The sequence below is a fragment of the Stenotrophomonas sp. PD6 genome, assembly GCF_049199305.1.
In the GTDB taxonomy this organism is placed as follows: domain Bacteria; phylum Pseudomonadota; class Gammaproteobacteria; order Xanthomonadales; family Xanthomonadaceae; genus Stenotrophomonas.
Genome location: NZ_JBLZQD010000001.1, coordinates 154879 through 167490, shown reverse-complemented (window position 1 = coordinate 167490; position 12612 = coordinate 154879). Strand labels below are relative to the sequence as shown.

Below are 12612 nucleotides of genomic sequence, written 5' to 3'. Positions count from 1 at the left end.
TCTTGACCAACCGCCTCACCGCCAACAACCTGGCCGACATGAAGGAACGGGCGCCTGAAGTGGCCGAGTTGCTGCGCTTCATGGCCACGCCGTCGCGTCTGCTGTTGCTTTGTCAGCTGTCCCAAGGGGAGTCGACCGTCGGCGCCCTCGAGGAGGCCACCGGCATCCGACAGCCGGCCCTTTCCCAGCAGCTCGCCGAACTGCGTCAACGGCATCTGGTGACGACCCGGCGAGAGTCACGTTCAGTCTTCTATCGCATCAATGACAGCCGCGTTGAGGCGATGCTGGTTGCCATGCACAGGATCTTCTGCGTGGATCAGTCCGACGACCGGGAGTGAGCAGACGTGGCGTGCCGTACGCTGGCACCCACCGCGCTGATGATCGCTCCAGCCGACGCCAACAGCACATCCTTGTGCGCATCCCACACGTCGCCCTGGATGCCGAGATAAGCCATTCCAAGGTCCTGGTCGACCACCAGAACCGCGCCCCATTCGATCAGTTCATAGGCAGCGGACGTGGCGACGATGAACTGAGTGGCAATCAGGGTCAGCGTCAGCTCGCTGGCCACAGCACGCCTTGCGTAGAGCTCTCTCGCCGCGGGAAAGACCAATACGCCGTAGGCGAGGTGAACGAGTCTGTCGAAATGGTTGCGATCCCAGCCGAACAGGTCGGTGATCCTGTAGCCCGCAAGTTTCTGCGCCCAAGCGTCGTAAGGGACTTCCGAGTACGTAAAATGAGCGCCCACGGCATGCAGGCACAGAAAAAGCAGAAGCGAGACATTGGTTGCGGGCCGGAACGGGCGCTTCCACTGCTGGAAGACAACGTAGGGAATGGCGATGAATACCAGCAGATTCTCCAGCAACCAGTCGCGCCGGTGGTAGGGTTCGACTGCGGCAAGCAGCCAGCACCCTATGTAGATTCCAAGGCAGAACAGCGCGAAGCGCCAGGAGTCCGACTGCGTGCTCCCCAATCTGCCTTTCGCCGCTGCCGAGGCACGATCCTGGCGTTGGGGGTACTCAATGGGCATAAAGGACCGGAATGGTCGCCCCCTGCAATAGCTCCATCGTCATCCCTCCGATGGTCCGCTCGCGCAGGCGGGAGTGTCCGTATCCGCCAACCACGATCAACGTCGCCTTGGTCGCGCGGGCGTGATCGAGCAGGACCTCGCTGGAACGGCGGTGTCTGGCAAGCAGCCGGGTGGCCGATGCGGCGATGCCCCAGCTCCGGAGGTGTTCAATGAGGGAAGCTGTGACAGTGCCAGCAGCACCCTCCATCTCGTCCGAATGGCTGCATATCTCCACCAGAAGGACAGTCTGCACCTGCTGTAGCAATGGGATCGCGCTGTGCAGGGCGCGGCATGCGTTTGGGGTGTCTTTCCAACCCACAATCGCACACGAGTGGTCGCTTGCCCGCCAATGCGGCGGCACCACCACAACGGGCCTTCCCGCGTCAAAAAGCAGCGCATTGAACAGGGCCACGCCCGCTGGGTCGGCCTTGGCGAATCCTGACCAGCCCCCGACAATGGCCAGATCCGCAGAGAAGGCCAGTCGAGCGGCGAGCTCTGCAGGAGATTCAATGCCCGCTTCGTGAACTTCTACGGAAACACCAGGGTGCTCTGCGATTCTGGCCCTGATCCTTGAGGCTCTTTCCGAGGCCTCCCGCCGACATGCGTCCTGGGCAGCCAGGAACGATGCGCGGGGCGTCGGATCAGCAGTCCCGATCGCCGGCGGAGGCAGGTCGACCGTTTCGATGATGCGCACCCGCGCGTCCTGCGACCTGCCGATCTCGACGGCGAAGCGGATGGCCGCGTCATCTGCTGATGAGTCTGACAAAGGCACAAGAATATCCTTCAACATGGCTCTGGCATCCTGGTGCGTCAACGTGACAGGAACAGGGGCGTGAGGGTGCGCTCGAAGAGCTCCCTCGTCGTTCCCCCCAGCAGCCATTCGCGCGCGCGCGAATGGCCATAGGCGCCGCAGACGAGTAGATCCGCCTGGCTATCAAATGCGTGGCCCAGTAGCGCTTCAGCCACGCTCCCCCCATCTGACGACACGGGAGTAAATATCGCTTCTCGCCCCTGCCGCATCAGACTGTTGATGAACGCCTGAGCATGTTCATTGACCCGGTCACTTCCGTCCACGGTGGTAACCACAAGGGCACACGCGAAATCCAATCTCAGGAAATCATGTGCCGCGCGAGCGGATTCGGGGGTTGCACTCCAGCCGATGACGGCCCGCTTGAAGATTCCGTCGAAACGGGTTCTCCCTGGCAATGCCAGGATGGGGCGTCCGGATCGGCTAACCAGTGAAGAGAACTGAGCATGTTGCAGCCTGCGCTCGGCGTGGTCATGTCCGGCGCACGCCATTATCACCTGGTCGAAACCCTGTGCGCGCAGGGCAATCGCGTCCACAGGACGTTCCGCGCGCCCGTCCTCGATCTGGATGTCATGCGGAACGCTCCACTGCGCAACCCGGCGCAAGAGCGTGGCGACTCTGGGCGGGACTTCGGCGCGTGCAACGTCGGGCAAGGGAGATTCCACTGGCTGCACCAGCGTGATGTGCCCGCCACGGGCGCCGACAAGCGCTGCTGCCAGCTGCATGGCAGAAGCATCAGCGGGCGTATCCGTCAAAGGGACAAGAATATCCATCTTGGCTGTTGGACACAGAGGCCGGCGTTGCCCCGCATTCTCCGCCAGTCCTGCACGGAGATATTGACGTGGGTCAAGGTGTTGACGATCACCCGCTACGCCCGGCGGCCACAGCGAACGTTCCGACGATCAGGCTGGTCCCGATCAACAACGGAGCAGAGAAGCGCCATCCGCCCCTTGCCGCGGCGATCAAGCATTTCAGCAATGAGTTGGTCGCGAGTGCGATGGTGATCGCCTGTATCGCGATACCGTTGCTGATCCGCTCCGCACCAACCATCTGGGCGGCAGAGGCGGTGGCGGCATGTACGTCGGCAATGCCGGAGATGCCCAGAGTCCAGGGCAGGCTCTCGTCACCCAGCCAGTCTCGCAGCAGACTTGCTGCCAGAAGCAGAATGACGATCAGCCCAACAAAAACCACGATCGCCAACGGTTTGAATGGCCGCACGATGGCCAGCCCGGACACCGCTGAGGTACTGAGCAAGGACCGCCATCCGAATGCCAATGCTATCCCCATGGCCACGATTGCCGAGCAGACCAGCGGGACCATGCTGTAGGCGAGTAATGCAGGTGCCAGCGTGCCCATTACCAGGCCCAACTGCAGAATCATGGCCACGTTGGAAAGCAAGGCTGCTCCTGCGAATGCAGGCGCCAGCCGGGGCGACGACCGCGCCCCGTCCGCCATTGCCGCGATGGTGGCGGTACTGGAGACAAACCCACCGGCGAAGCCGGTCAAGGCCAAGGCCGACCGGGGCCCCAGATGGCGTAGCGCCAGGTGCGCTCCGACGCTGACTGCCATCAGCGCCACGATGAGTGTGCCGAGCCGACTCGGGTTGATGACTTCCCAAGGGTCGACGGTGCGGTCTGGAAGCAAGGGAAGAATCAGAAAGCCAGCAACCAGCACCGTTGCGACGTCCCGAAGCTCACGGCTGGAAACCTTCGCATTCACCTTCCGTATCAGGGCAGGGCCCCCAACCAGTATCACCAGGATGGCACTGCCGGCGAGGATCGCCGTTGCAGGTGCGCTTACCGCAATGGCGCCTACCAGATACAGGGCAGGCAGCACAATCAGACTGGCCGCGGCTGCCTGGGAGTGTCGTGGGCGAGGGCAGACTGCCAGGCCCAGCAGCACTGCGCCAGCTACCAGCGCCGCGCCTCCCAGCAGCGCTCCCAACCCGCCTGAGATCGCGACCAGCGCAAGCACAACACTGCCCCCAAAGCGCGTGTGGGCCGCCGCCATCCTCCCGCCTGCTCGCTGCCAGGCCAGTCCAACAAGGGCGCCCACGACAGAGGCGGTAATCAGCCCCGCGGCGGTGCCTGCCGGATCCTGGACGATGCTCAGCATTTTTGGTTGCCCACTGGAATCGGTCAATGGCGATTCTGCTCGGGCATTTGTCCAGAACGAATCCCGGGATGACTTGATCCAAGTCAACGATCCAGGGGAACTTTCGTTGACTTCGATCAAGTTCATTCGTCGCGCGGGGCTCAAGCTAACGACTCCTTCACCCCGGGGAGACCGATCATGTACTGCGACATTCTGCTGCCCTTCGTCTTGGGGCGCCTGCACGAGCAGGCGTTGGGTCTGGCCACGGCGCTTTCGCGTGAGCAGGGGAGCCGTCTGGTAGCTCTGGCTGGGGCCAGTGTAGTTGTGCCGGTAGCGACGGGTTGGATGTACTACCCTGCCGTCTACACCGCTCTGCACGAGCCGGCCAAGGAAACGGTCAGGATGCTTGCCACGTCGCTGGAGGAGCGGCTGGCGGGCGCAGGGGTAGATTGGCTCGTGTCCGCGAACGAGAGGGTGTGGGAGGGGCCTGTGGATCAGGTGATGCCTCAGTCACGATGCGTTGACCTGACCATCTTGGGGTTGCATCGCGATGACCCCGGCATTGAGGACACGCTTGTCTCCTCGTTGCTGGTGGAATCGGGCGTGCCGCTGCTGCTCGTGCCACCGGAAGCACGCGATGCGGTGCCGCGTGACGTTGTAATTGCATGGAAAAGCACGAGGGAATCCATTCGCGCGGTCCATGATGCCTTGCCGTTGCTTGTCGCTGCACAGCGTGTACACCTGTTGTCTATCGATGCCGGTCCCGGCGAACCCAGCAGGGAGAAAGACGCGACTCTGCGCCTGGTGACTCATCTACAGCGCCACGGCGTCTCAGCCTCGCCTGTGCACCGCGGCTATGAGGAAGGTGGAGCAGGACCGGCCATACTGAACTTCGTGAAGGAGAGCGGCGCCGATTGCATTGTCGCCGGCGGCTACGGCAGATCCCGTGCCTCGGAATTCCTGTTTGGCGGCGTTACCCGCACACTGATCCGGCACAGTCCGATACCAGTATTTCTCGCCCACTGAGATCGGCGTGAAGCCCGCTGGCCACCCAGTTCTCCCGTACCGGGCATCGGCTGCCGAGCAACGCCGGCTTGGCCTGCCGCACGGCTGATCCAACGCCCTCCCAGGTGATCCATGTACGTGAACAATCCGCCTCACGATGCAACCCGCCTCAGTGTCTCGTTCCTGGGCGGCACGGATACTGTCACCGGCTCACGCTACCTGATAGAGGCCGGTGGCGCCCGCGTCATGGTGGATTGCGGGCTCTTCCAGGGATACAAACCGCTGCGATTGCGGAACTGGCTACCGTTTCCGGTGGATCCCGCATCCATTGATGCGGTGGTGCTCACCCACGCGCACCTGGATCACAGCGGATATCTGCCACGACTGATGAAGCAGGGATTCCATGGATCCGTGTGGTGCACACCGGCCACCCGGGATCTATGCAGGATACTTCTCCCCGACGCCGCGCGCCTGCTGGAGGAGGAGGCGCGCCACGCCAATCAGCGTGGCAGCTCGAAACACCATCCGGCCGAGCCGCTCTACACCGAGGAGGATGCGCAACGGTGCCTGGATCTAATGCGCGTCGTCTACTTTTCCGATCCCTTTGAACCGGTGCCTGGCGTAACGGCTACGTTTCGCAAACAGGGACACATCCTTGGCGCCGCATCGGTATCGCTGATCCATCGGGGCAGGCGCATCACGTTCAGTGGTGATGTCGGTCGTTCGAACGATCCGGTGATGCGCCCTCCCTGGGCGCTGCCGGCATCGGATTGGGTCGTGGTCGAATCGACATACGGCAATCGGCGCCATCCGACGACGTCTTTGACGGACCTGCTTATCGAGCCGATCCGGCGCACCCTCGGGCGGGGTGGAGTGGTGATGATACCGGCGTTCGCGGTGGGGCGCGCCCAGCTCTTGTTGCACGTGATCGCCACCCTGCAGGCGGAAGGGCGGATTCCGCGCGCCCCGATCTACTTGAACAGCCCCATGGCAAAGGACGTCACCTTGCTCTATGGGAAATACAGAAACGAACATCTGCTGGATGACGCCGCACTGGAGCGGTTGCACGCGGCAACCCGGCTCGTCAATAGCATCGAGGAATCCAAGGCTCTCAACCTTCGGCAAGGCCCTATGATCATCGTCGCGGGTAGTGGAATGCTGACCGGGGGACGCATTCTTCATCATCTCATCGCCTTTGGCCCGGATTGTCGCAACATGATCCTTTTGCCAGGCTTCCAGGCAGGGGGAACGCGCGGGGCGGCATTGGTGCGCGGTGACAAGTTACTGCGAATCTATGGTCAGGACGTGCCGATACGTGCCGAGGTGGTACAGGTGGAAGCAGCTTCTGCCCACGCCGACGCCGATGAACTTCTAAGCTGGCTGCGCACGGCACAGACGACTCCGCGGCGGGTTTTCATCACACACGGAGAGCCAGACGCTGCCGACGCTCAGAGGTTAGCCATTGAGCGGCAGCTGCATTGGTCTGCATGCATCCCCGAGTACTTACAGCACATTGATCTCGACCCGGGCTGAGTAAGGTCCGGCATGGCTGCAGACGCCGTAGTTCGTTGGCGCCCGTCGGCATGGGCGGAGAGTGCGAATCTTCTGAAAAACGGGATACTTTCGTGACACACCTTGTTTTCCGCGATTGGGTTGAAGCAGCTCTCGGGCTCGCAGACGCGTTGAGTGCGTACAAGCGAACCCGAGCATCGCTACTTGCTGTTTCGTGTACCGTGCTGCCCATGGGACGCCTCATCGCAGATTCGCTTGGGGCGCAGCTTAGGCTCGCGGTAATAGCTGACGTGCGTGCGGCAAAGCGTGGCCTTTGTGTATGCCGGCGCGTGCGCGTTGCCGGGTCATCAGCTCTATGCGCCTGCCAGCGCAGACGCATAGAGCCAGGGGCTGCGATCACATCTTCTTTAACGGCACCGCGGTGGGCGGCGGCGGTACCGGGCCCGGGTCGTTGAAACACAGCATGATCTGATCGATGCCGAATTGATCGGCCAGGACCTGGGCAATCACAGCATGCACCAGGTCCAGGTCGACCGAGGGCGCAGCGACGGTGATGGTGGCCGCGATCGCACGGCCATGCTCACCGGCGACCAGGCGCAGGTCGTCCACCGCTTTCACGCCCGGGTCGGTAAACATCGCCGCACGGACCTGTTCCAGGTTGAGCTCGTTCATGGGGACTCCAAAGCAGTGCTACCGGCGCGGGGAGCTCGGTCGCGATGCAGCCAACGATAGAGCACCGGCAGCACCAACAAGGTCAATGCGGTGGATGAGACGATGCCGCCGATGACGACAGTGGCCAGCGGCCGCTGCACTTCCGAGCCAGCACCGACATTCAAGGCCATGGGTAGGAAGCCCAGCGAGGCTACCAGGGCGGTCATCAACACCGGTCGCAGGCGTCCAAGGGCGCCGTCGCGCACAGCGTCGTCTAGCGGATCGCCCTGTTCGCGCAGACGGCGGATGAAGGCGATCATGACCAGCCCGTTGAGTACGGCCACGCCCGACAGCGCGATGAAGCCCACGCCGGCAGAGATCGACAACGGAATCCCGCGCAGAGCCAGTGCCAGCACACCGCCGGTCAGCGCCAGCGGCACGCCACTGAACACAATGGCCGCATCCTTGGCCGAGCCGAAGGCCATGAATAGCAGAGCGAAGATCAACGCCAGTGTCACCGGAACGACCACGCCCAGGCGTTGGGTGGCCGAGATCAGCTGCTCGAAGGTGCCGCCGTAATCGATCCAGTAGCCCTCTGGAAGCGCGACATCCTGGCCGATGCGTGTGCGCAACTCGCCGACGAACCCGCCCAGATCGCGCTCGCGCACGTTGGCGGTGATCACCACGCGGCGCTTGCCGTTCTCGCGGTTGATCTGATTGGGCCCGCGCTCTACCTGGATCTTCGCCACTTCCCGCAGCGGCACCGTGCGAGGCCCCCCATTGGCGCCGGCGGCCAGACGGCTGGACTCATCGACACTGGTGCTTGCCGGCAGCGGAATGGGCAGATCTGCCAGCACAGCGGGGTCTTGGCGCTGCGCTTCGGGCAGGCGCACGACCAGGTCGAAGCGGCGGTCGCCCTCGATCAACTGGCCGGCAACACTGCCCCCAATGGCGGTGGCCACCGTTTCCTGCACATCGCCCGGGTTCAGGCCATACCGTGCCAATGCCGCCGGATCTGGCGTGATGGTCAGCAGCGGCAGGCCGGAGACCTGCTCGGCCTTGACGTCTTCGGCGCCGGGGACGCTACGCATGACCCGCTCGACCCGGCTGGCCAGGCGCGTCAACTGGTCAAGGTTGTCGCCGTAGACCTTGACCGCCACGTCCGAACGGACGCCGGAGATCAACTCGTTGGTGCGCATCTGGATGGGCTGGGTGAACTCGTAGTTGCTGCCCGGGATTTCCTTGGCCGCCGCCTCCAGCTCTTCCACCAGCTCGGCCTTGGGCTTGCGCGGGTCGGGCCACTGGTCGCGGGGCTTGAGCATCAGGAAGGTGTCGGCCATCGACGGCGGCATAGGATCGGTGGCCACCTCGGCGGTGCCGATCTTGGAGAAGATGTTGGCCACCTCCGGGAACTGGGCCAGGCGCTTCTCCAGCGTTTCCTGCATGGCCACCGACTGCTCCAAGCTGGTGCCGGGAATACGCATGGGCTGCAAGGTGATGTCGCCCTCATCCAGGCTCGGCACGAACTCCGAACCCAAGCGGGTGGCCAGCACGCCACAGCCCACCACCAGCACGGCCGCGCCGGCCAGCACCACCACGCGCCGACGCAGGGCCCAATCCAGCAGCGGCGTATAACGGGCGCGCGACCAGCGCATCAGGCGGTTGTCGTGCTCAGCCACACGGCCGCGCAGGAAGCTGGCGATCGCTGCCGGCACAAAGGTCAGCGACAACACCATGGCACCGGTCAGGGCCAGCACCACCGTGATCGCCATCGGGTGGAACATTTTTCCTTCCACCCCGGACAGCGCGAAGATCGGCAGGTAGACCGCGGCGATGATGCCCAGGCCAAACAGGCTGGGACGGATCACCTCGGCGGTGGCCGAGGCGGTCAGGTCATAGCGCTCTTCATCATTGAGCTGGCGGCCCAGCGCGTGCTGCGCCTCCCCGAACCGGCGTAGGCAGTTCTCGATGATGATCACCGCACCGTCCACGATCAGGCCGAAGTCCAGCGCGCCCAGGCTCATCAGGTTGCCCGACACGCCGCCACGCACCATGCCGATGATGGTGAACAGCATCGCCAGCGGAATCACCGCCGCAGTGATCAACGAGGCGCGCACATTGCCCAGCAGCAGGAACAGCACCACCACCACCAGCAGCGCGCCCTCGATCAGGTTCTTGGACACCGTGCCGATGGTGCGGTCCACCAGCGCCGTGCGGTCATAGACGGCCTTGGCATGGACGCCGGCAGGCAAGCTGGCGTTGGCAGCGTCCAGCTTGGCCGCGGCCGCCTGGGAGACTTCCCGGCTGTTGGCGCCAAACAGCATGAAGGCGGTACCGACCACGACCTCGTGGCCATTCTGGGTGGCCGCGCCCGTGCGCAGCTCCTTGCCTTCGCCCACGCTAGCGACGTCGCGCACCCGGATGGGCACACCATCGCGGCGATCCAGCACGATGTTGCCGATCGCATCCAGATTCGCCAGCTGGCCAGGCACGCGCACCAGGAACTGCTGTCCATTGCGCTCGATGTAGCCGGCACCGATGTTCTGGTTGTTGCGCATGACCGCGGCGACCACGTCGTTCAACGTAAAGCCCAGCGCCACCAACTGGGCCGGATCCGGGGTGATGTGGATCTGCCGCTCGAAGCCGCCGATGGTGTTGACCTCGGTGACGCCGGGCGTGGTGCGCAGCTGCGGCCGGATCACCCAGTCCTGCAGGGTGCGCAGGTCCGTGGCGGTGTACGGGGTGCCGTCGGGCTTGCGAGCGTTGGGCTCGGCCTCCACGGTGTACATGAAGATCTCGCCCAACCCGGTGGAGATCGGCCCCATTTCCGGGTCCAATCCGTCGGGCAGCTGGGAAGCGATCTGCTGCAGGCGCTCGGCGACCTGCTGGCGGGCAAAGTACAGGTCGGTGCCGTCCTTGAACACCACGGTGACCTGTGAGAGCCCATACCGCGACAGCGAGCGGCTGTAGTCCAGCTTGGGCAGGCCGGCCATGGCCGTTTCAATGGCAAAGGTCACTCGTTGCTCAGCCTCCAGCGGCGAGTAACCCGGGGCCTGGGTGTTGATCTGGACCTGGACGTTGGTGATGTCCGGCGTGGCGTCGATGGAAAGGTGACGGTAGCTCCACACGCCCAGCGCAACCAGCGCAGCGGTGAGCACCAGCGTCAGCCAGCGATGGCGGATGGACAGCCCAATGAGGCGTTCGAGCATGGCGGGCCTCATTCCTCTTCCACGGTGGACTTTTCGATGTCGGCCTTGATCAGGAAGCTCTGGGCCACCACCACCTGTTCACCGGCCTTGAGGCCTTCCAGCACTTCGGCGCGTTCGGCGTCGCGGCGCCCCAGTTTCACCGGCCGGGTGTGGTAGGTCTCGCCCTGCTGCACGTAGACCACGTCCTGGTCTTCAGCGGTCTGCAGCGCCGTGATCGGCACCACCAGCGCGGCCGATTGACGATCCACGGTGACCCGCGCCTTGACCGCCGACCCCGGCCGCCACAGGCCATCGGTGTTGGCCACCGTGGCGCGCGCAATGGTGCTTTGGCTGGCGGTTGCGGTGCCGGGGAGGACGCGCTCCAAGGTGGTCTGTGCAGTGACGCCGTCGCTTAAGCGGGTGACCGCTACCGGCACGCCAGCACCGATGTGCTGAGCGTCGGCGCCGAAGATGTGCAGGTCCACCCACAGCGTGGAAAGGTCGGCGACCTCAAACAGCGGCGCGCCCTCAGCGGCCGCCATGCCCACAGCGGCCGTACGCGCCATCACCACGCCACTGATCGGCGCGGTGACGGTATAGGTGGTCAGGCTCAGGTTGCTCTCTACCGTGGCCAGTGCCTGGCCGGCCCGGACCTGATCACCCACGCCGGCTCGCACGGAGCGGACCGGTCCGGGGAAGCGTGCCGTGACCTGCGCGATGCGACCGTCAATCGGGGTCAACAGCCCTTGCACCTCATGCTCATCGGCAATCTCACCGGGGCCTGCCGGTGCGACCTGGATACCCGCCGCCTGCGCCGCCTTGGTGGCAATCTTGGTTTCCAGCGGCGCTTCCTCGTGCTCGCCGTGCTCTTCGCCCTCAGCGGCGGCGGCGCCCTCGGAGGCTTCGTTGGGGGCGGACGCATTGCAGGCTGTTAGCAACAGGGCCATGCCCAGTGCGGTCCAGGAAAAGCGATTCATGGGGTCTCTCCGGTGGAAGCGGCCGCCGCCGGCGTTACAAGCGCCTGTCCGGTCAGTCGTTGAATTTCGATCAGGGCGCGCTGCGCATCGAGCGCCACGTCCAGCTGCTGCTGGGCCATGGCCGTGCGTTCGGACTGCAGCTGTGCCCATTCCAGGTAGCTGATCGCGCCGGCGCGATAGGCGCGCTCGGCGGCCTGCTCAGCCCGGGCCAGCTTCGGCAGCACGTCGCCTTGCAGCCGTGCCACCTCCGCCTGCGCCACGGTGTAGCGGCCATGGGCCTCGACCAAGGTGGAATACAGCGACAGGCCCTTGGCCTCGCGCTCGATCGTCAGGACCTCCAGCTCGGCCTCGCCGGCGCGAATCTCCGGCTGTGCGCGGCTGCGGCTGCCCAGCGGCATGGACAGGCTGGCCACCAGCGCGGTGTCGTCGGTCTCCTGCAGGCGGCGCACACCGAGCTGCCAGGACAGGTCCGGCGAGGCCGCCGAACGCGCCAGCTGCAGTCGTGCCTGCGCGATCCGGCGGGCATCGACAAACTGCGCCAACTCGGGAGTGCGCTCCAATTCCTCGGCCAGCGACTGCATGGACGCGATCGCCGGCAGGGCCATGGGATCGGCCGCGGCCACCTCGAAGCTCGGAGCACGTTCGCCCCAGAGGGCAGCAAGGTGCTGTCGGGCGGCAATGCGCTGCTGCTCGGCCCGATCACGGGTCAATTCTGCTCGCGCCAGTGCTGCTTGTGCGGTGAGCACCACCGATTCGGGCGACGCGCCAGCCTGCAGGCGCTGCCGGGCAGCGGCGACGGTCCGCTGGCGCTGGCCGACATCCATGTTCGCCAGGCTACGTTGCCGGTCGGCACCGACAACGGCCAAATAGCGCTGCGCCGTCTCGGCGAGCAGGTCCAGCCGCCCGGTCTCGCGCTGCACGGCCAGTGCATCAATCCGGCTTTGGGCCAAGGTGCGGCGGGCGTCGAGCTTGCCGCCGCGTTCCAGAACCGAGCTCAGGCTCAAGGTCAACTCCGCGCTGTCCAGGCCACGGGCCGCGCCCGTGCCCAGCGCATTTTCAACCTCCGCCCCCAACGTCCACGGTGGCCGCTGCACGGCCTGGTCGCGCTCGGCAGCGAGCACCGTGGCCCGCGCATCGACCAGGCGCAGCTCGGGGTGGGTTTGGGCCACGCGTGCAAACGCGTCGTCCAAGGTCATCAGCTCTTCTGCTGTCGCCGGCGTTGCCGCCGCGCTCAACAGTAGCCACGCGGCCAGGGCCGCCAATCGCACATGCATGAAGTACTCCAGAATTTTCGATAGCCAACAGGGATCC

Annotated in this window: 11 protein-coding genes; 3 read left to right on the top strand and 8 right to left on the bottom strand. The window is 64.8% G+C overall.

Features of this window, described 5'->3' with window-relative positions; all coding sequences use genetic code 11:
- Positions 1 to 38: 38 nt before the first annotated feature.
- The gene (locus ACOZHM_RS00640) at positions 39 to 338 is read left to right on the top strand and encodes an ArsR/SmtB family transcription factor (protein ID WP_032967187.1); all 300 of its coding nucleotides are present in this window, start codon (positions 39 to 41) and stop codon (positions 336 to 338) included.
- Here ACOZHM_RS00640 and ACOZHM_RS00635 read toward each other — a convergent pair.
- The 4 genes from ACOZHM_RS00635 to ACOZHM_RS00620 all read right to left on the bottom strand — a co-directional run bounded on the left by ACOZHM_RS00635 (position 317) and on the right by ACOZHM_RS00620 (position 4115).
- The gene (locus ACOZHM_RS00635; protein WP_049430396.1) at positions 317 to 1027 is read right to left on the bottom strand and encodes a DUF2238 domain-containing protein; all 711 of its coding nucleotides are present in this window, start codon (positions 1025 to 1027) and stop codon (positions 317 to 319) included. The two genes, ACOZHM_RS00640 and ACOZHM_RS00635, sit on opposite strands and share 22 nt — an antisense overlap.
- A complete protein-coding gene (locus tag ACOZHM_RS00630) occupies positions 1017 to 1856 on the bottom strand; it encodes a universal stress protein (RefSeq protein WP_049430394.1) in 840 nt (279 codons plus the stop codon). The genes ACOZHM_RS00635 and ACOZHM_RS00630 overlap by 11 nt, the downstream gene beginning before the upstream one ends.
- 20 nt (positions 1857 to 1876) lie before the next feature.
- Positions 1877 to 2647, bottom strand: a complete 771-nt coding sequence (locus ACOZHM_RS00625) for a universal stress protein (protein WP_049447182.1) — start codon at positions 2645 to 2647, stop codon at positions 1877 to 1879.
- Positions 2648 to 2735: 88 nt separating this feature from the next.
- A complete protein-coding gene (locus ACOZHM_RS00620; protein ID WP_080101814.1) occupies positions 2736 to 4115 on the bottom strand; it encodes an MgtC/SapB family protein in 1380 nt (459 codons plus the stop codon).
- Between the two features lie 51 nt (positions 4116 to 4166).
- On the opposite strand from ACOZHM_RS00620, the gene ACOZHM_RS00615 reads away from it, so the two are divergent.
- Both ACOZHM_RS00615 and ACOZHM_RS00610 read left to right on the top strand, forming a co-directional pair.
- Positions 4167 to 4994, top strand: coding sequence for a universal stress protein (locus ACOZHM_RS00615; protein WP_049430389.1), 828 nt, complete (start codon positions 4167 to 4169; stop codon positions 4992 to 4994).
- 111 nt (positions 4995 to 5105) lie between these two features.
- A complete protein-coding gene (locus ACOZHM_RS00610) occupies positions 5106 to 6506 on the top strand; it encodes an MBL fold metallo-hydrolase RNA specificity domain-containing protein (protein WP_005413381.1) in 1401 nt (466 codons plus the stop codon).
- Positions 6507 to 6881: 375 nt separating this feature from the next.
- Here ACOZHM_RS00610 and ACOZHM_RS00605 read toward each other — a convergent pair whose 3' ends face one another.
- From ACOZHM_RS00605 to ACOZHM_RS00590, 4 genes are read right to left on the bottom strand one after another with little or no spacing between them, the layout of a single operon-like run.
- Positions 6882 to 7157, bottom strand: coding sequence for a hypothetical protein (locus tag ACOZHM_RS00605; RefSeq protein ID WP_005413380.1), 276 nt, complete (start codon positions 7155 to 7157; stop codon positions 6882 to 6884).
- Complete coding sequence (locus ACOZHM_RS00600; RefSeq protein WP_005413379.1) at positions 7154 to 10345, bottom strand: efflux RND transporter permease subunit; 3192 nt, start codon at positions 10343 to 10345, stop codon at positions 7154 to 7156. Before ACOZHM_RS00600 ends, ACOZHM_RS00605 begins: the two co-directional genes overlap by 4 nt.
- An 8-nt stretch (positions 10346 to 10353) precedes the next feature.
- Entirely contained in the window at positions 10354 to 11301 is a 948-nt protein-coding gene (locus ACOZHM_RS00595) for an efflux RND transporter periplasmic adaptor subunit (protein ID WP_005413378.1), read from the bottom strand.
- Entirely contained in the window at positions 11298 to 12575 is a 1278-nt protein-coding gene (locus ACOZHM_RS00590) for a TolC family protein (RefSeq protein WP_005413377.1), read from the bottom strand. Before ACOZHM_RS00590 ends, ACOZHM_RS00595 begins: the two co-directional genes overlap by 4 nt.
- Between the last annotated feature and the right edge of the window lie 37 nt (positions 12576 to 12612).